Genomic DNA, 18,751 nt, shown 5'->3' on the forward strand with positions numbered 1-18,751 from the left:
ATATCCGACCGTTCACCCGTGGTGTGAACTGGCGTGCTATGCTGAATAAACCCTTAGCACCGCTCAAAAACATGATTACAATTCAGAGGTTATACGGTGCCGCTGATTAAAGAAAAACCGGCCCATACCAGGCTACTTATCGTCTTTGCTGGCGTCCTGCCACTCCTTCTGGGACTGTTTTTTTGTGCCATTGATGCGCGTCAAACTGTGCGCGAGCAACAGATCAACACGGCAGCGACTTTACTGTCTCAGGCAGAAAAAATCAGCGACAACGCCTGGAGCATGATTGCCTGGCTTCGGCAGTACGAGGAGCAGCCCTGCGAGCAAATTGAGCATGCATTGCGGCTTAACGGCACGCTTTATCCCTATTTTCGTGGCCTGGGCACGCTGGAAAACGATGTGATCACCTGCTCTTCGGCTTACGGTAATAAACCCTCAACCCTGAAAGCGATGATTGGCGTAACGCCGCCGGTGGCGCGCAAAGACGGGTGGAGTTTGTCTCTGCGCGGCTCCTACAGCGTACCCGACCGGCCCGCCGTCATCTTTGTGCGTAACCTTACCGCAGGCAGAGCCGTCTGGGTAATGGTGGAAGGGCAATATCTCATCGATTTTATGAGTGCGTTAGGGAGCACGCACGATTATCAGATCACGATGCGCTTCAGTGATGGTGCGTCAATTGTGTCAGGTGAACATGATTTTACCGGGGATACCGGGCCTTCTCCTCAACTTTATCGCGCCACGTCATCGCGCTATCCCATCAGCGTAACGCTACTGGCACCGGGCACAGAACGCATAAAAGCACTGAAACAGTTGTTGCTCCTGATTATGCCTTTTGCTTCCGTGTTTTCCGTTTTGTTGATGATTCTCACGGCATCATGGCTACGCCGGCGATTTTCATGGGCAGATGACATTCGTCGCGCCATTCGTTCCGGGCAGTTCAGCGTGCACTATCAGCCCACCTACAGCTATGCGCTTAAACGCTGCACCGGCGCAGAAGCCCTTTTGCGCTGGACGCTGCCCAATGGTGACAGCGTGCGTCCCGATACCTTCATCAGCGCGGCGGAAGCCGAGGGAATGATCATTCCCGTTACCCGCCATTTAATGGATTTAATCGTTGAAGACGCACGGCAGTGGAAAACGAATCCCGGTTTTCATCTGGCAATTAACGTGGCCGCCGACCATCTTCAGCATCCAGACTTCGTCGATGAGATGCTGAGCTTCGCGGAAAAGATGGCAGTAACGGAATTTAACCTCACTCTGGAGCTGACCGAACGAAGCCTGATTAAGGAAGGTAACGTGGTGGCGGACAAACTGGAAAGATTGCGTGCGGCGGGGATGAAAGTCGCGATTGATGACTTCGGAACTGGCCATTGCTCGCTCAGTTATCTGCAAACTTTCGCGCTGGACTATCTCAAAATCGATCGGGGCTTTATTAATGCCATTGAATCACTGGATGGCGAAACGCCTGTGCTGGACGCCATTATCAGCCTGAGCCACAAGCTTAAGCTACAGGTATTAGGTGAAGGTGTTGAAACTTCACTGCAATTCCACTACCTGCAACAGCACGGCGTGACCTTCGTGCAAGGCTATTTTTATGCCCGCCCTATGGAAAACAGCGCCTTCATTGCATGGATGGAAAAATATGGTCATTTGCCAGTGCCTCCTGAAGCGCTCTAGAGCACATCAGGTCACCATCGGATGACAACAGCACGAAATGATTTTGTAGGGATTTAGCGCCGTTTACGTGCCGCGCGCAATGCGACGGCTACCGTTTCTTCCTGCTGGCAGACAGACAGGCCTTCACAGGGCCGACGGGTTCGCTGACTTAGCCGCTGTAGCGTTGGCACCGACTGCTGGAGTAACTGCTGGCATTCTTCATATGCCGAGCACTGCTTTCCCGTTGTCGTCGACGTGATAAGCGTTTCGCTCAGCTTCGTCAGTCGGTTTATCCAGCGTTTCCCCCGACAGCGAAACCAACCCGGCGCAGAGTCCATCTGTGTCCTCTCGCCGCGCTGCCGGTCAGCGGACAACATGGTGGCAGGATAGATTAATTTTTTTTCCACACTATCGATGAGCGCCACCCAGGGATTTTGGCTCATGGCGATATCCTCCTTGACAATTTCTATCCAAATCAAGGGGGATGAGTATTACTGAAGGGAATTGATTAGGCAAGCCTCAACGGTCAACACGAAAAATCATAAGTAATTTTAACCTGTAATGCGTCAGAGCGCATTTTCACTTGCGATCGGCACGTATAGTTACCAGGCAATCGCGTTCGCCTGCTTCTTTTTTTAGCCAGTAAGACTGGTGTAAACACAAGGCAGAGTTGGTCACTTTCAGGCCAAACATGACAAATATCACACAAAAACGTTATACTCTGCGGTCGATGAAATGAATCACGGCAGTTTTCGTTGTATTTATACGTCGACAGATAATGCTGTTTTACGGCTATGCTTAAATTTCCTCAACGCAGCGGTCTGAACGCTGTGATCGGTTCGCGCCGTTGAGGACTTTCATGTTCCATTACAGGGTAATTCTATGAAATTGCGTAGGAAGCGTGTAAAACCGATTGGGATCGATGATGTGACCATCATTGATGATGCCCGTTTACGAAAAGCCATTACCGCCGCGTCGTTGGGTAACGCCATGGAGTGGTTTGATTTTGGTGTTTATGGCTTTGTGGCTTATGCCTTAGGTAAAGTCTTTTTTCCGGATGCCTCACCGGGCATTCAAATGATTGCCGCCCTGGCAACGTTCTCTGTTCCTTTTCTGATTCGTCCTCTGGGTGGCCTGTTCTTCGGCATGCTGGGTGATAAATATGGCCGTCAGAAAATACTGTCCATTACCATTGTCATTATGTCGGTCAGTACGTTCTGTATTGGTCTGATTCCCTCTTACGCCTCCATCGGCATCTGGGCACCGATTTTGCTGCTGTTGGCCAAAATGGCGCAGGGCTTTTCCGTGGGCGGGGAATATACCGGCGCATCGATTTTCGTGGCGGAGTATTCACCGGACCGCAAACGTGGCTTTATGGGAAGCTGGCTCGACTTCGGTTCTATTGCCGGTTTTGTACTGGGTGCGGGCGTTGTCGTCCTGATCTCGACCATTATTGGCGAAGAGAACTTCCTTGAGTGGGGCTGGCGTCTTCCTTTCTTCCTGGCCTTGCCGTTGGGCATTATTGGTTTATATCTGCGTCATGCGCTGGAAGAAACGCCAGCATTCCAGCAGCACGTTGATAAGCTGGAACAGGGGGATCGCGAAGGCCTGCGTGATGGTCCGAAAGTCTCTTTCAAAGAGATCGCCACCAAACACTGGCGCAGCCTGTTAGCCTGTATCGGCCTGGTCATTGCGACCAACGTGACCTACTACATGCTGCTCACCTACATGCCAAGTTATCTGTCACACAACCTGCATTACTCGGAAGATCATGGCGTGCTGATCATCATCGCCATCATGATGGGGATGCTGTTTGTACAGCCGGTAATGGGCATGCTGAGCGACCGTTTTGGCCGCCGTCCGTTTGTGATTCTGGGCAGTATTGCGTTGATGGTTTTTGCTATTCCCGCCTTTATGATGATCAACAGCGGCGTGCTGGGAATGATTTTTGCCGGACTGCTGCTACTGGCGGTAATCCTGAATGCCTTTACGGGTGTGATGGCATCGTCTCTGCCTGCAATGTTCCCTACGCATATTCGTTATAGCGCCTTAGCCAGCGCCTTCAATATTTCGGTATTGATTGCCGGTCTGACGCCAACGGCCGCGGCCTGGCTGGTCGAAGCGACCAACAACCTCTACATGCCCGCGTACTATCTGATGGTCGTGGCGGTGGTCGGTCTGATTACCGGTCTTTACATGAAAGAGACCGCGAATAAGCCGCTGAAAGGGGCGACGCCTGCCGCATCAGATTTAGAAGAGGCGCGCGAAATCCTTCAGGAACACCACGATAACATCGAACAGAAAATCGAAGATATCGACGCAGAAATTGCCCGTCTCGAAGCGAAACGTAAAAATCTGGTGCAGCAGCACCCGGACATTAACGAGTAAGCTCCCCCGTCTCCCGCCTTGTGGCGGGAGACGTTTTATTCTCTCAGCGCACCGCACACAAACCTTCATCGCCTGCTCTTAATCGGAGTAGACTGTCCGTCTTATTTGAATTAGCTACGTGAGTAACTATGTCTGATTTTTCCCTTACCCAACGTCCCAGAAGATTGCGCGCCAGCGCATCCATGCGTGCAATGTTTCAGGAGTCCACCCTCAGTATCAACGACCTGGCTTTACCCATTTTTGTTGAGGAAGGCGTTGATGACTATAAAGACATTCAGGCTATGCCAGGCGTAAGGCGTATCCCGGAAAAACGTCTGGCCCACGAGATTGAACGTATCGCCAGGGCAGGCATCCGCTCCGTGATGACCTTCGGGATTTCTCATCATACCGACGCGACCGGCAGCGATGCCTGGAATGAAAACGGCTTGGTCGCACGGATGTCGCGCATTTGCAAAGATACCGTGCCTGAAATGATTGTGATGTCGGATACCTGCTTCTGTGAATACACCAGCCACGGTCACTGCGGCGTGCTGTGCGATCACGGCGTGGATAACGACGCAACCCTTATCAACCTGGGTAAGCAGGCCGTTGTCGCGGCAGCGGCAGGCGCTGACTTTATCGCGCCCTCGGCCGCGATGGATGGTCAGGTGCAGGCTATCCGCCAGGCACTGGATGCTGCGGGCTTTACGCAAACGGCGATTATGTCTTATTCCACCAAATTTGCGTCATCCTTCTACGGCCCGTTCCGTGAAGCCGCCGGAACCGCGCTGAAAGGCGATCGCAAAACGTATCAGATGAACCCCATGAATCGCCGCGAGGCCATTCGCGAATCACTGATTGATGCCGCCGAAGGTGCCGATTCGCTGATGGTGAAACCGGCTGGCGCCTATCTGGACATCCTGCGCGACATTCGTGAACGCACTGAGCTTCCCCTGGCGGCTTATCAGGTCAGCGGTGAATATGCGATGATCAAATTTGCCGCGCAGGCCGGCGCGATTGATGAACGTAACGTGGTGCTTGAGAGCCTGGGGGCCATTAAACGTGCGGGTGCCGATCTGATCTTCAGTTATTTTGCGCTCGACCTGGCGGAGCAAAATCTGCTGTAGGCAGTCGTTCTCTGCGATGCGACAACGTGTCGCAGAGAGGCCTGTTTTAACTTTGCTCAGGGTGACATTTTACTTGCGGCATGGTAACGTTATGTAATAGTACCACAAAGTCACCCCTCCCACCTTTGCAACAAATAATATACATATCACGCATAAATATAATTGCTCATCATGTTATTTCACATTCCTGGAAATAACCATGCACTTCCTTGAGAATCTTTACGTAACGCCTATTTTGAGAAACATATGTTAATTTAAAATCATCCTCATTATTTAAGGGGGTGTTATGAATGAGAACAAATACAATGAGAGCGTAATTATTTCTGTTACTGAATGGATTAATGAAAATCTCGATCAGCGATTAAGCATTGATGATATTGCGGAAAAGGCGGGCTATTCAAAATGGTATCTGCAGAAGTTATTTTCCCGCTATAACGATGAAACGCTTGCACGCTATATTCGCAAGAAGAAATTAATATCCTGTATTAACGATCTCAAAAACAGCCGTACACCTATTATCAATCTGGCCGTTAAATACCATTTTGAAAGCCAACAATCTTTTACGCGCTCGTTTAAACAGATGATGGGCTGTACGCCCAGCGTTTGCCGCAAAAGACAAATGAAAGGGGGAACGGACAGCGCCACGTCCACCGGTGCGCATCCCTGTAGTCTCTGCATACGGACGCCGAAAAAGGCAAAAAAGCCGGTTTACAGCGGAATAAATGACACCCGGAGCAGCGACGATTTAGTCCGCTTTTTTTAAATACAGGCGTTACTCGTCCGGCTTATAATATTGCACGCCAATCTGAATTCGCTCTCGCCCGTTGGCAACACGATGACGATTGGTATCGCGTAATGAGTAAATACATCCGCAGTACTCTTGCTGATAAAAGCTTTCGCGCTTACTGATTTCGATCATACGCGCCGAGCCGCCGCCTTTGCGCCAGTTAAATTCCCAGTAGGTCAAATCGGGATATTTTGCCGCCGCACGGACACCGCAGTCATTAATCTGCTGCATGTTCTTCCATCGGGAAATCCCCAGACAACTGGTGATAACAGGAAAACCATTTTCATGCGCATAGAGCGCCGTACGCTCAAAACGCATATCGAAGCACATGGTGCATCGCTCACCACGCTCAGGCTCCCATTCCATGCCTTTGGCCCGTTTAAACCAGTCATCACGATCGTAATCTGCATCGACAAAAGGCACATTAAACTTTTCAGCAAAGCGGATATTCTCCTCTTTGCGCAGTTCGTACTCTTTAAGCGGATGAATATTCGGGTTATAGAAATAGATCGTGTATTCAATGCCGGAGGCCAGCATGGCTTCCATGACTTCCCCTGAACAGGGCGCACAGCAGGAGTGCAGAAGCACTTTTTTGTGTCCACCGGGCAACGGTAGCGGTTGACGCTGATAGGGCTGAGACATAAGCACCTTCAATCAATGAAATAAAAAAGGCAGTGTAATGCCGGGACAGGTCTGTTGCAAAACTTCAGTGTATCGGATCGCCCCTGCCTGTCGTGAAGGCCTGAGGGCGAATTCCTTTACGCCATTACCATTGCAGCGTTTTTCCCGCGTAGTCCACATAGTGGTGACCACCGCGCCCCTGAAACATCGTCAACTGCGTGAAGATCCCTTCCGCGCTTTTTTCAGCCGTAAGGGGGGCCTTATCGCCGCCCATATCCGTTTTCACCCAGCCGGGATGCAGCGTTAACAGCGTGCCATTCTGCGCTTCTACCCCTCTGGCAAGGGAACGGGTCAACATATTGAGCGCCGCTTTACTGGCCGAATACAGAGGAGCGTCCGCGCTGCGGTTCTCATTCAGGCTGGCAAGCTGCGAAGACGTTAACGCAATCACGCCCTTTTGCTGATTCAGCAACGGCAGCAAAATCTCAGCGCAACGTACCGGCGCGACGGCATTGGTCAGGAACAGCTGCATCAGTTCGCTGTCATCCGTCTCGGCCAACTTTTGATGCGCTGGCCCGTAAACGCCTGCATTAATCAAAATGGCGTCAAAAGGCTCTCCACTCAGCTGGACCGCAACGTGTTTAACCGCGTCGGTATCCGTTATATCCACTTGATGCCAGTCAACCTCAGGGTGCTCGCCTTGTGGCGGAATAGCACTGCGGTATGTGGCCGTCACCTGCCAGTGATGGGCTACAAACGCGTTAACCACGGCAAGTCCGATGCCGCGCGACGCGCCGATAACTAAGATTTTCCCCTGATGAGCCATAGGATTGTCCTCGTTGATGAAGTCAGTAAGCAGAGTAGAGGCGGGTTAGCGCACGCACTGCATCATACAGGCTGTTTTGTGCGGATACCGCCGCTCCGACCCTGCTGTGTGTCCTGATACGCCCTGCCTGGGTTATTCAATTTGCTGATCAGGCGGCGAAGATTTGTTGCCATCCCGGCTCTTTTCCACACTCTGCGGATGATCTTCCCCCATTGCCAGGGCTGTCGCGCTGGCGGGATCGAACAATGAGAAGCTCTCGATCTGGTCCAGCATGATCACTTTGCGAAACGCCATGGCATTTTTGGGTTCTGAATCCAGCGTGATGCCGTGCTCGGCGTACCAGCTACTGTAATTATGTTCGACCGCCAGCTTTAATGTATGGCTGTCGCGATAACCGCTCAGCATCGGAATGAGCACGATATTGGCGGTGCTTTCATATTCAAAAGTTGCCGCATGCACCATGCCTATGTAGATGCGTCGCGATTTTAGCGTGATCCATGCCAGCTCCCCCTCCTCCATGCACTGGAAAAGCATCTGCTCGACGCCGTTAGAACGGGAGAGTTTTTGATAGAGGTCTTTTCGGCCAGAGACATTAAGCCGTGCGCTGCCCGCCCAGTTCGAGCGATAAAGGCAAAACAGAATGGCGAAGGTCAGCATAATGACTACCGGTGCCTGAATACCTAAAAAGCTCCAGTTCATAAACTTCATTTGCAGCTGAAGATGATCGCCGGGGAAAATATAAAGCGCGTTAGAAACGGAGGAAATAATAAATAAGACAAACCAAATAAATGCGGTGGCAAAAACCCCCTGAAGCACGAATATACAACCGTATAACGCCACCAGAAAATAGACATCCCAGCCTGAGGTACGGCGCATTTTGAAACGGCTGGAAAGATCCCGACTGGTGTACCAGTAACCACTTACCATCAATACCATAAAAATCGCGGTACCCACCTCAGACTCCTTTTAAGCTATTGACGTGCCGGTTGAAATCCTCCTTTACTTCCTCACTGAGGATATTGACCGCGGCGTTACCGTTTTCATCGATAATAATGCGCTCACCATCGGCAATGGAGTCGTTTATGTCCTGGCGGCTCATTATCTGGAGGAATTTATCCGGGCTGGCGAACAAGGAACGAACAAAGCTGATCATGACAGGTCACTTACTGAGTTAAAAAACACAAGTATGTGACCGAATTGGCTTTGCTGCCATTTTATTGCCGGTAAACATTCTTAAAAGCCTGATTAACGAAGCGGTAAATGTTGCTGATTTTTTCGCGTTCTGCTCTCCCCCTTTATAAAAGATGGCGAAACGAATTCATTCATCCCTGACGATGATGCCCTTCTTAACGCAATCCGGTCTGCCCGATGCACGCCATAAAACGACAGTGCACAAACCGCTTTTGTCGCCTGATGGCAGCTCATCGCGGCGGTCGACAGCGCCGTGCATCGTACGCACCTTGTTGCCGGCCCCGACGTAAAGGATCGGCCACTCGCTCGTACGCGGAAAGAGGAACATCGTTTCTTCAGTCTGGATCACATTACCGGGTTATTTTGTTGCACTAGTGTGATGCAAGTTTCAATTACGTTGCACCTCGATTGCGCTTAATTTATCGGCAGGCTATCAACTCCACCATTCCGTTGCACATAATCACCTGACGTGGCTGTTTTTTAACAGGCCAGGGCAAACTGGCATGCATTGTGCTTGTTACTTAAATAACAACATTGCGAGCAATGACAGCCAGGTAACATTGAGGACGACATGAGCGCTCACACCGAACTGCTGAAAAAAATCGAGGCTGCCATTAGTCAGCAAACGCCCAGCGAAAAACGGATAAGTTCGTGGCTGCTCAGCCATTCCGAACAAATCCCCTTTGAAACGGCGGACAGCATTGCCCAGGCGACCGGCACCAGCGGAATTACTGTCGGGCGTTATTTGCGCAAGCTGGGATTTAAAAATCTTGATGATGTGAAAAACCTGCTGCGCGATGTGCCCAATACGCCGTACAAGCAATGGGGCGTGATTGACCGCCTTGATTCATGGGAGCAGCAACGCACGCTGCCGGATCCGGCCAGCCAGTCACTACAAATGGAGTTAGAGGCTATCCGCTATGTCTACCAGCTGGCGCAGACGGAGACCTTTCGCCATATCAGCCAGCAAATAGCCGAGGCCGAAACCGTCATCGTGTTGGGGATTCAGTCCACCCGGGGCATCGCGAATACCTTCTTCAGTCATCTGGAATATCTGCGACCGCGCGTGACCTATGCCGATGGCAGCTCGGGCAGTTGGCTGGAGTCGCTGAACTCCGAGTCGTCAAAGCCTTACGTCATTCTTACGGATACGCGAGCCTATTCCACCGTAGCAAGACAGTTTTGTCGGGTCGCCACCGCACGTGGCGTGTCGATGGCGCTGGTTACCGATATCTGGTGTCCATGGGCCCGAGATTATCCGGTGGATTTACTTCAGGTAAAAACGGACACCGCCAATTTTTGGGATTCGCTGGCCCCCATCAGTTGCCTTTTCAACCTTCTGCTGTCTGCAGTCGTCGAACGCCTTGGCCCCGCGCTTTCTCAGCGCCTGGCACAAAACCGACTGTTGCAGCAGGAATTTGGTCAGTTTGAACATTGATAAAACAGGGATTACAGAATGATGCAGGAAACAGAGCTGGTCGATATCGCAGTGGCCTTTCCGGCGCTGACTATCGATCTGAAATATGCCACCGCCGATAACATTACGGGCCAGCCCATCTACAGCGTAGCCCGCTGCCTGCTGCATACCGATGCCGCCGTCGCGCTGGAGAAAAGTATTGCTATTGCCAGCGTGGCGGGTTTTACGCTGCTGGTGCTGGACGCCTATCGCCCACAAAAAGCGCAGGAGCTGCTTTGGCACGCCTGTCCTGATCAGAATTACGTCGTGCCTTTATCGCAAGGCTCGAATCACAGCCGTGGCACCGCGATTGATGTCACGCTAATCGATGCTGACGGGCACATTCTGGATATGGGAACCGGGTTTGATGAAATGCAGGCGCTGTCGCACCCCTACCATCCCGACGTGCCGCTGGCTGCTCAGCGCAACAGGCTACTGCTTAATGCCGTGATGTTTGGCGGTGGCTTTACTGGCATTGCGACCGAATGGTGGCATTTCGAGTTACCGGAAGCGGCCCGTTATCCGCTGATTAACGATGTTTTCACCTGCATATCCCCAGCCCAGACTGACGGAGTTTTACCATGACAATGACGCACACAGCACCCCATTATTTTCGCCCTTTGTTACTTGCTATTACCCTCGCGGCCACGACGACATCCGTGCTGGCTGCGGTACCGAAAGACATGCTGGTGATAGGAAAAGCGGCCGATCCGCAGACGCTGGATCCGGCGGTGACGATTGATAACAATGACTGGACCGTTACGTATCCTGCCTACCAGCGCCTGATCAAATACAAAACAGAAGACGGTAAAGGCACCACGGAGATCGAGGGCGATCTGGCTCAAAGCTGGCAGAGTAGTGACGATGGCAAGGTCTGGACGTTTACGCTACGTCCGGATGCCGCGTTTGCCGATGGCTCACCCGTGAATGCTGAGGCGGTTAAGCTCTCTTTTGAGCGTCTGATGCGTATCAAACAAGGCCCGTCGGAAGCCTTTCCAGCCGACATGAAAGTCGAGGTAGTCGATCCGCATACCGTGCGTTTCACGCTGAACACCCCGTTCGCACCGTTTCTTTATACGCTCGCGAATGACGGCGCGTCCATTATTAACCCTGCCGTGCTGAAAGCGAACGCCGCCGATGATGCGCGCGGCTATCTGGCCGAGCATACCGCAGGATCCGGTGCCTATATGCTGCAACGCTGGCAGAAAGGTCAGCAGCTGGTGCTGGTGCCTAACCCGCACTTTACGGGGCCTAAACCGGCCTTTAAGCGCGTTTCCGTGAAAATTATCAGCGAAAGCTCTGCCCGTCGTTTGCAGCTGGCAAAAGGCGATGTCGATATTGCCGATGCGTTACCGGTAGACCAGTTCGCCGCGCTGAAGAAGCAAGGTGACGTCACCGTCATGGATTATCCCGCCCTGCGTGTGACCTACCTCTATCTGAACAACAGCAAAGCACCGCTAAATCAGCCTGATTTACGCAGAGCGATCTCCTGGGCGACCGACTACCAGGGCATGGTACAGGGCATTCTGGGCGGCAACGGTAAACAGATGCGCGGTCCGATTCCGGAAGGCATGTGGGGCTATGATCCTCAGGCCATGCAGTACAGCTTTAACATGGATAAAGCCAGGGCTGAACTGGCTAAACTGCCCAGCAAACCGCAGACCTTGTCCTTTCTCTATTCGGACAACGATCCAAACTGGGAGCCGATTGCCCTTTCCATGCAGGCCAATCTGAAGACGCTGGGCATCAACGTTAAGCTGGAAAAACTGGCCAACGCCACCATGCGCGAGCGTATCGGTAAAGCGGACTATGACATTGCCATTGGCAACTGGAGCCCGGATTTTGCCGATCCCTACATGTTCATGAACTACTGGTTTGAATCAGACAAAAAAGGTCTGCCCGGCAACCGCTCTTTTTATTCCAACCCGGCGGTCGATGCGCTGCTGAAGAAAGCGGTTTCCACGACCAGTCAGGCTGAACGGACCCGCGATTACCAGCAGGCCGAGCAGATCGTGATTAACGATGCGGCTTACGTGTATTTATTCCAGAAAAATTATCAGGTTGCGATGAATAAGTCGGTTAAAGGCTACGTGTTTAATCCGATGCTGGAGCAAATCTTTAACCTCGCCACCATGCATAAAGAATAACAACCTTCACGCCCGTTCACGCAGGGCCTGCCTGGCCCTGCTGAGGAAGACATGATGAGTTACTGGAGTCTGTTAAGACAGCGTAGCTGGGGACTGCTGTTGGTGGTCGCTGGCGTCTGCGTCATTACGTTTATTATTTCGCATCTTATTCCCGGGGATCCGGCCAGGCTGCTGGCCGGCGATCGTGCCAGTGATGAAATTGTCCAACACATCCGCCAGCAGTTAGGGCTGAACTTACCGCTGTGGCAACAATTTATCCGTTATGTACAGCAACTTTTGCATGGCGATCTGGGCACCTCGATCCGCACAGGCCGCCCGGTGTTAGACGATTTGCGGGCATTCTTTCCCGCCACGCTGGAGCTGGCCTTTTGTGCGCTGTTGATCGCGCTGCTGGTCGGCGTGCCGCTGGGCGTGCTTTCTGCCGTTTATCGCAACCGCTGGCTTGATCATCTGGTGCGTCTGCTGGCGCTGACCGGTATTTCGACCCCGGCGTTCTGGCTGGGACTGGGTGCCATCGTCCTGTTTTATGGCAAGTTGAACCTGCTGCCCGGCGGCGGACGCCTGGATGACTGGCTTGATCCACCCACACGCATCACCGGTTTCTACTTGGTTGATGCCTTGCTGGAGGGCAATACTGAGGTCTTTATGAACGCCCTGCAGCATCTGATTTTGCCTGCCACCACGCTGGCCTTTGTCCATCTGGGCATCGTGGCGCGTCAGATTCGCTCGGCCATGCTGGAACAGTTAAGCGAAGACTATATTCGCACCGCGCTGGCGAGCGGACTGCCTAAGTTTACTATCGTCGTGCGCTATGCCCTGCCCAACGCCCTGATCCCCTCTGTGACCGTGCTGGGGCTGGCCCTGGGTGACCTGCTGTATGGTGCCGTCCTGACCGAAACCGTGTTTGCCTGGCCCGGTATGGGCGCGTACGTGGTGTCCTCGATTCAGGCACTCGATTTTCCCGCCGTGATGGGTTTTGCCATCGTCGTGTCCTTTGCGTACGTGCTGGTCAACCTGTTTGTGGATCTTCTTTATCTGTGGATTGACCCGCGCATGGGTCGGGGAGCGTAACGCATGATGATGACGCAAGAACAGCCTGCTGTACGTCAGGCGAAACCCACGCTTCTCGTCTGGAAGCGTCGGCTCTGGATGGTGCGTAAAAGTCCACTGACCCTGCTGGGGGCCGCCATTATTGTCCTGATGCTGGGATTGATGGTGTTCTCGCCCTGGCTGGTGCCCCACGATCCGAATGCCATCAGTTTGACCGACCGTCTTCAGCCGCCCAGTGCTGCGCACTGGTTTGGCACCGATGAAGTGGGCCGGGATCTGTTTAGTCGCGTGTTGGTCGGCAGCCAGCAGTCTGTCGCGGCCGGACTGGCCGTGGTGTTGCTGGCGGGCATCAGCGGTTCATTACTGGGCTGTCTGTCCGGTGTTCTGGGCGGTCGCAGCGATGCGCTCATTATGCGCCTGATGGACATCATGCTGTCTATCCCTTCGCTGGTGCTGACCATGGCGCTGGCCGCGGCGCTGGGACCGAGCCTGTTTAACGCCATGCTCGCCATCGCCATTGTGCGTATTCCTTTTTACGTCCGGCTGGCACGCGGTCAGACGTTGATTGTCAGACAGCATACCTTTGTCGAAGCCGCCAAAACCTTTGGTGCCTCGCGCTGGCATCTGATTAGCTGGCATATCCTGCGTAATGCACTGCCGCCGCTGGTGGTACAGGCCTCGCTGGATATCGGCAGCGCCATTCTGATGGCCGCGACGCTGGGCTTCATTGGCTTAGGCGCGCAGCAACCGACCGCTGAATGGGGCGCGATGGTAGCGAACGGGCGCAACTACGTGCTGGACCAGTGGTGGTACTGCACCTTCCCCGGCGCGGCGATCTTAATCACCGCCGTTGGATTCAATTTGTTTGGCGATGGGATTCAGGATCTGCTGGATCCGAAAGCAGGAGGACGTCACTGATGCAAGAGAGAATCCTGACGATTGAGGATTTACGCCTCAGTTTCCCAGTCTATCAGGGCGAGGTGAATGTGCTGAACAATGTGTCCATGCACATTAACCGTGGTGAAATTGTCGGCGTAGTCGGGGAGTCCGGTTCGGGGAAATCGGTCACCGCCATGCTGGCGATGCGGCTGATTCCCGAACACAGCTATCAGATCAAAAGCGGCAAACTGGAACTGGCGGGACAGAATGTCCTGACCGCCAGTGAGGCCGCGATGCGTAAAATGCGCGGCAATCGCGTTGCCATGATCTTTCAGGAACCCATGACCGCCCTGAATCCCACTCGCCGCATCGGCAAGCAGATGGTAGATGTCATTCGACAACATCGTCCCGTGTCAGCCCGTGAGGCCAACGCACGGGCGCTTGCGCTGTTGGGCGATATGCAAATCGCGGACGCAAAGAACGTGATGGCGCGCTATCCCTTCGAGCTTTCCGGCGGTATGCGTCAGCGCGTCATGATCGCCCTGGCCTTTTCCTGTGAACCCGATCTGCTGATTGCCGATGAACCCACGACCGCGCTGGATGTCACCGTACAGCGTCAGGTACTGCGCCTGTTAAAACAAAAAGCGGAGGCAACGGGCACGGCGGTGCTGTTTATCAGCCACGATATGGCGGTGGTTTCGCAGTTGTGCGACCGGATTTACGTCATGTACGCCGGCGCAGTCATTGAAAGCGGCCTGACGGAAACCGTCCTGCATTCACCGAGCCATCCCTATTCCATTGGCCTGCTTGCCTGCTCGCCCGATGCCAGCGAACCGCGCGCCCCGTTGGCGTCCATTTCCGGCACCGTCCCCAACCTGACCTGCCTGCCCTCGGGCTGTGCGTTTCGCGAGCGCTGCTTCGCGGCAGGCGAACGCTGCACCCGCGCACCACGTTTACAGGCGACGGGCAACGCTGCCCAGCAGGTGGCCTGCTGGTATCCACAACAGGAGACGCGCCATGTCTGATGCTCTGCTCACGCTACAAAACGTACACGTTGCCTTTCCTGCGAAGAAGAACTGGCGTGGCAAAGTGACGGAACGGGTTCATGCACTGAATGGCCTGGATATCCAGGTCAGACAGGGCGAAACGCTGGGCATTGTCGGTGAATCCGGTTGCGGCAAAAGCACCCTGGCGAAACTGTTGATGGGCATGCTGAGTCCGACAACGGGTCAGCTTGACCTGGCCACCGCCGCTGGCGGAGGCCGGGAACGTCGCATGCAAATGGTCTTTCAGGATCCGCTCTCGTCACTGGACCCCCGCCTGCCGGTCTGGCGTATCATGACCGAACCGGTCTGGATTCAGTCACGCGCGTCAGAAAAAACGCGACGCGCCCTGGCTGAATCCCTGGCCCGTCAGGTGGGGATTCGCCCGGAATACCTGGACCGTCCACCGCATGCGTTTTCCGGCGGTCAGCGTCAACGCATTGCCATCGCCCGGGCACTGTCCTCCCAACCCGACATCATTGTGCTGGATGAACCTACCTCGGCACTGGATATTTCTGTCCAGGCGCAGATTCTGAACCTGCTGGTGGAACTGCAACAGCAGTACAATCTGACGTATATCCTGATCTCTCACAACGTCTCGGTCGTCCGTCACATGAGCGATCGCGTTGCGGTCATGTATCTGGGCCAGATTGTCGAACTGGGCGCGGCTCAGCACGTTCTCGATTCACCTCAGCATCCCTATACGCAATTGCTGATGGACTCTGTGCCACGCATTGGCGCGCCGCTGGAGGGGGCTCCCGTCAACACCGAACTACCGGGTAACCGCCACCTGCCAACCGGCTGTTTCTTTCGCGATCGCTGTCCGCAGGCAACAAGTGGCTGTGCCACGCCTCAGCCTTTGCGCGTTCAGGATGACGGGCGGGCGGTCAGGTGCTGGCTGGCCCATAACCTTATGCATGCCTGATTCACAACACATCAAGCGGGTGGCGCAACGCGACCACCTTTTAACGATCACTCTTTCAGGAAGACATTGCGATGAAAATCATTGTGCTTGGCAGCGGCGTGGTGGGCGTCACCACCGCCTGGTATCTGCAGCAGGCAGGGCATCAGGTCACCGTGATCGAACGCGAAGCGGGCCCGGCATTGGGTACCAGCGCCGCCAACGCCGGTCAGATCTCGCCTGGCTACGCCGCGCCCTGGGCCGCGCCAGGCGTGCCGCTTAAAGCGGTGAAGTGGATGGTGCAGCGCCATGCGCCCCTTTCGGTACGGCCGGATGGATCTCGCTTCCAGCTGGCCTGGATGATGCAAATGCTGAAAAACTGCAATCCTCACAGCTATGCCGTCAATAAAGCCAGGATGGTCAGACTGGCAGAGTACAGCCGTGACTGCATCAGTGCGCTGCGGGCCAGCACAGGAATTGAATATGAAGGACGCCAGGGCGGCACCCTGCAGCTGTTTCGCACAGAACAGCAGTTTGAAAACGCAGCGCGTGATATTGCCGTGCTGCAGGAGGCTGGCGTGCCGTATCAACTGCTTGAAGCCGACCAGCTGGCGACCGTCGAACCTGCACTGGCTGACGTAAAGCACAAGTTGACGGGAGGTTTACGGTTGCCTAACGATGAGACTGGCGATTGCCAGCTGTTTACCCAGCGACTTGCCGCCCTGGCGCGCGATGCCGGCGTCACGTTCCGCTTTAACACGCAGGTGGATGCGCTACTGAGCGAAGGTGATAGGATCAGGGGGATTGTCTGTGGCGATCAGACGCTGACGGCAGACGGGTACGTTATGGCATTTGGCGCTTACTCTACCCAGTTGCTTCGACCACTTATGTACATTCCGGTGTATCCGCTGAAAGGCTATTCCCTGACGATTCCCCTCGCCGATGAGGCCGGTGCCCCGGTTTCCACGGTACTGGATGAAACCTATAAAATTGCCATCACGCGTTTTGATAATCGCATCCGCGTCGGTGGTATGGCGGAAATCGTGGGATACAGCACAACCCTGCTGCCCGCGAGACGGCAAACGCTTGAGATGGTGGTAAACGATCTTTATCCCCGTGGCGGCCGCGTTGAGCAGGCGACCTTCTGGACCGGATTACGGCCGATGACGCCTGACGGCACGCCGATTGTCGGTCATACACATTTCACCAACCTGTGGCTGAACACCGGACATGGCACGCTGGGCTGGACGATGGCCTGCGGATCCGGCCAGCTGTTAAGTGATGTGATTTCAGGCAAACAGCCCGAGATTGCGCACGCAGACTATGCGGTTTCGCGCTATGCCTGAGCGCGTCACTGACGGCGAAGCACGTTACACGGCCTGCGCGCAAGCCCAGGCCGAGCTCCAGGCCCACTGGAAATTATAGCCTCCCAGCCAGCCGGTCACGTCAACGACCTCACCGATAAAATAGAGTCCCGGCACGTCACGTGCTTCCATTGTTTTAGAGGACAGCTGAGTCGTATCCACACCGCCCAGCGTGACTTCAGCGGTACGGTAACCCTCCGTGCCGTTGGGCTGCACCTGCCAGTTGTGCAACGTCTGCACCAGCGCTGACTGCTGCTTGCTGTTCAGCTGCTTCAGCGTGACATCCGGCACCACCTGCATTTCCTGTAAGATTTCGACCAGGCGCTTAGGCAGAATTTTCGCCAGACTGTTTTTCAGACTCAGATTCGGGTGCGCGTCACGCTGAATCGTGAGGAACGCATCCAGCGGCGTGGCAGGCGAGAGATTGACCGAGATAAACTCACCCGGCTGCCAGTAGCTGGAAATCTGCAAGACCGCCGGGCCGGACAGGCCACGATGGGTAAACAGCATCGCCTCTTTGAAGACGGTGCCGTCTTTCGCTTCGATGGTCGTGTCCAGCGCCACACCGGACAGTGTCTGCAGTTGTTCAAGCAGGGGTTTATGCAGCGTAAAGGGCACCAGGGCGGCACGGGTTGGCAACACCGTTAACCCAAACTGCTCGGCCACTTTATAGCCAAACGGTGACGCGCCCAGGCCCGGCATGGAAAGCCCGCCGCTGGCGATGACCAGCTTCTCTGCCTGTACGCTGCTGCCGTTGAGTTGCAGGACGTAGCCCGCTTCATCGCGGGTTACACTCAGGATTTCGCTGCGCAAACGCAGGGTCACACGCCCCTTTTCACACTCGGCGAGCAGGAGATCGACCATCTGCTGCGCAGACTCATCGCAAAACAGTTGCCCCAGCGTTTTCTCGTGCCAGGCAATGCCGTGACGATTCACCAGATCGATAAAATCCCATTGGGTATAACGCGCCAGCGCTGACTTACAGAAATGGGGATTGTTCGACAGGTAGGCGGCCGGTTCGGTATAGAGATTGGTGAAATTACAGCGCCCGCCGCCTGACATTAAAATCTTGCGGCCCGGCTTTTTGCCGTTATCCAGCAGTAATACGCGGCGACCGCGCTGTCCAGCCTGCGCGGCACAAAAAAGCCCCGCGGCCCCTGCTCCAATCACGATAACGTCAAACTGTTCCACTGCCATTGTCCACCTGATAAAAGAGGGGCAGATTGTAGTGATCTGCCTGAGTTGATGCCAGTGTCAAAAAATTGACTCAATTATGTCATAATGTAACTTTATAATTTTTAAGGAATTTACGCCTTTAAGCTTACAAAATTGACAC

The 18,751-nt window shown here is 54.2% G+C and carries 18 protein-coding genes; 12 read left to right on the forward strand and 6 right to left on the reverse strand.

Translation table 11 applies throughout. The features are described from left to right. Positions 1 to 96 precede the first annotated feature (96 nt). Positions 97 to 1,677 (forward strand): EAL domain-containing protein, encoded by a 1,581-nt coding sequence (locus G5574_RS12310; protein ID WP_164482676.1) that lies wholly within the window; start codon positions 97 to 99, stop codon positions 1,675 to 1,677. Positions 1,678 to 1,730: 53 nt separating this feature from the next. Here G5574_RS12310 and G5574_RS12315 read toward each other — a convergent pair whose 3' ends face one another. Further along, on the reverse strand, positions 1,731 to 2,099 hold the full coding sequence (locus tag G5574_RS12315; RefSeq protein ID WP_226374594.1) for a hypothetical protein: 369 nt from the start codon (positions 2,097 to 2,099) through the stop codon (positions 1,731 to 1,733). A gap of 439 nt (positions 2,100 to 2,538) precedes the next feature. On the opposite strand from G5574_RS12315, the gene proP reads away from it, so the two are divergent. The 3 genes from proP (at position 2,539) to G5574_RS12330 (ending at position 5,913) form a co-directional block, all read left to right on the forward strand. Next, positions 2,539 to 4,044 carry a glycine betaine/L-proline transporter ProP gene (proP, locus tag G5574_RS12320; RefSeq protein ID WP_006121078.1) on the forward strand — a complete coding sequence of 502 codons (1,506 nt, stop codon included), beginning with the start codon at positions 2,539 to 2,541 and terminating at the stop codon, positions 4,042 to 4,044. Between the two features lie 128 nt (positions 4,045 to 4,172). Then, positions 4,173 to 5,150, forward strand: coding sequence for a porphobilinogen synthase (gene hemB / locus G5574_RS12325; protein ID WP_006121079.1), 978 nt, complete (start codon positions 4,173 to 4,175; stop codon positions 5,148 to 5,150). Positions 5,151 to 5,436: 286 nt separating this feature from the next. Continuing rightward, complete coding sequence (locus G5574_RS12330; RefSeq protein WP_054632927.1) at positions 5,437 to 5,913, forward strand: helix-turn-helix domain-containing protein; 477 nt, start codon at positions 5,437 to 5,439, stop codon at positions 5,911 to 5,913. 9 nt (positions 5,914 to 5,922) lie between these two features. Here G5574_RS12330 and G5574_RS12335 read toward each other — a convergent pair whose 3' ends face one another. The 4 genes from G5574_RS12335 to G5574_RS12350 all read right to left on the reverse strand — a co-directional run bounded on the left by G5574_RS12335 (position 5,923) and on the right by G5574_RS12350 (position 8,537). Beyond that, positions 5,923 to 6,579 carry an epoxyqueuosine reductase QueH gene (locus G5574_RS12335; protein WP_006121081.1) on the reverse strand — a complete coding sequence of 219 codons (657 nt, stop codon included), beginning with the start codon at positions 6,577 to 6,579 and terminating at the stop codon, positions 5,923 to 5,925. 124 nt (positions 6,580 to 6,703) lie between these two features. Then, the gene (locus G5574_RS12340) at positions 6,704 to 7,384 is read right to left on the reverse strand and encodes an SDR family oxidoreductase (RefSeq protein ID WP_054686854.1); all 681 of its coding nucleotides are present in this window, start codon (positions 7,382 to 7,384) and stop codon (positions 6,704 to 6,706) included. A gap of 132 nt (positions 7,385 to 7,516) precedes the next feature. Further along, positions 7,517 to 8,338: a hypothetical protein gene (locus G5574_RS12345; protein ID WP_006121083.1), complete on the reverse strand. Its 822-nt coding sequence runs from the start codon at positions 8,336 to 8,338 to the stop codon at positions 7,517 to 7,519. A gap of 1 nt (position 8,339) precedes the next feature. Continuing rightward, the gene (locus G5574_RS12350; RefSeq protein ID WP_033738245.1) at positions 8,340 to 8,537 is read right to left on the reverse strand and encodes a hypothetical protein; all 198 of its coding nucleotides are present in this window, start codon (positions 8,535 to 8,537) and stop codon (positions 8,340 to 8,342) included. A 609-nt stretch (positions 8,538 to 9,146) separates the two neighbouring features. Between G5574_RS12350 and G5574_RS12355 the strand changes: the two genes are divergently transcribed. The 8 genes from G5574_RS12355 (at position 9,147) to G5574_RS12390 (ending at position 17,397) form a co-directional block, all read left to right on the forward strand. Continuing rightward, the gene (locus G5574_RS12355; RefSeq protein ID WP_006121084.1) at positions 9,147 to 10,013 is read left to right on the forward strand and encodes a MurR/RpiR family transcriptional regulator; all 867 of its coding nucleotides are present in this window, start codon (positions 9,147 to 9,149) and stop codon (positions 10,011 to 10,013) included. A gap of 18 nt (positions 10,014 to 10,031) precedes the next feature. Then, positions 10,032 to 10,616: a D-alanyl-D-alanine dipeptidase gene (ddpX, locus tag G5574_RS12360; RefSeq protein WP_164482677.1), complete on the forward strand. Its 585-nt coding sequence runs from the start codon at positions 10,032 to 10,034 to the stop codon at positions 10,614 to 10,616. Beyond that, the gene (locus tag G5574_RS12365) at positions 10,613 to 12,178 is read left to right on the forward strand and encodes an ABC transporter substrate-binding protein (RefSeq protein WP_164482678.1); all 1,566 of its coding nucleotides are present in this window, start codon (positions 10,613 to 10,615) and stop codon (positions 12,176 to 12,178) included. Before ddpX ends, G5574_RS12365 begins: the two co-directional genes overlap by 4 nt. A 54-nt stretch (positions 12,179 to 12,232) precedes the next feature. Next, the gene (locus G5574_RS12370) at positions 12,233 to 13,249 is read left to right on the forward strand and encodes an ABC transporter permease (protein WP_164483230.1); all 1,017 of its coding nucleotides are present in this window, start codon (positions 12,233 to 12,235) and stop codon (positions 13,247 to 13,249) included. Between the two features lie 3 nt (positions 13,250 to 13,252). Further along, the gene (ddpC, locus tag G5574_RS12375; protein ID WP_006121090.1) at positions 13,253 to 14,146 is read left to right on the forward strand and encodes a D,D-dipeptide ABC transporter permease; all 894 of its coding nucleotides are present in this window, start codon (positions 13,253 to 13,255) and stop codon (positions 14,144 to 14,146) included. Then, the gene (locus G5574_RS12380; protein ID WP_058701451.1) at positions 14,146 to 15,132 is read left to right on the forward strand and encodes an ABC transporter ATP-binding protein; all 987 of its coding nucleotides are present in this window, start codon (positions 14,146 to 14,148) and stop codon (positions 15,130 to 15,132) included. The genes ddpC and G5574_RS12380 overlap by 1 nt, the downstream gene beginning before the upstream one ends. Further along, positions 15,125 to 16,075, forward strand: a complete 951-nt coding sequence (locus tag G5574_RS12385; RefSeq protein ID WP_110268708.1) for an oligopeptide/dipeptide ABC transporter ATP-binding protein — start codon at positions 15,125 to 15,127, stop codon at positions 16,073 to 16,075. Before G5574_RS12380 ends, G5574_RS12385 begins: the two co-directional genes overlap by 8 nt. Positions 16,076 to 16,146: 71 nt before the next feature. Continuing rightward, on the forward strand, positions 16,147 to 17,397 hold the full coding sequence (locus G5574_RS12390) for a D-amino acid dehydrogenase (RefSeq protein ID WP_164482679.1): 1,251 nt from the start codon (positions 16,147 to 16,149) through the stop codon (positions 17,395 to 17,397). A gap of 24 nt (positions 17,398 to 17,421) precedes the next feature. Here the strand turns inward: G5574_RS12390 and G5574_RS12395 are convergent, their stop codons facing one another. After that, entirely contained in the window at positions 17,422 to 18,606 is a 1,185-nt protein-coding gene (locus G5574_RS12395; protein WP_033738343.1) for a BaiN/RdsA family NAD(P)/FAD-dependent oxidoreductase, read from the reverse strand. Positions 18,607 to 18,751 lie beyond the last annotated feature (145 nt).

This window comes from Pantoea stewartii, assembly GCF_011044475.1.
GTDB classification, from domain to species: domain Bacteria; phylum Pseudomonadota; class Gammaproteobacteria; order Enterobacterales; family Enterobacteriaceae; genus Pantoea; species Pantoea stewartii.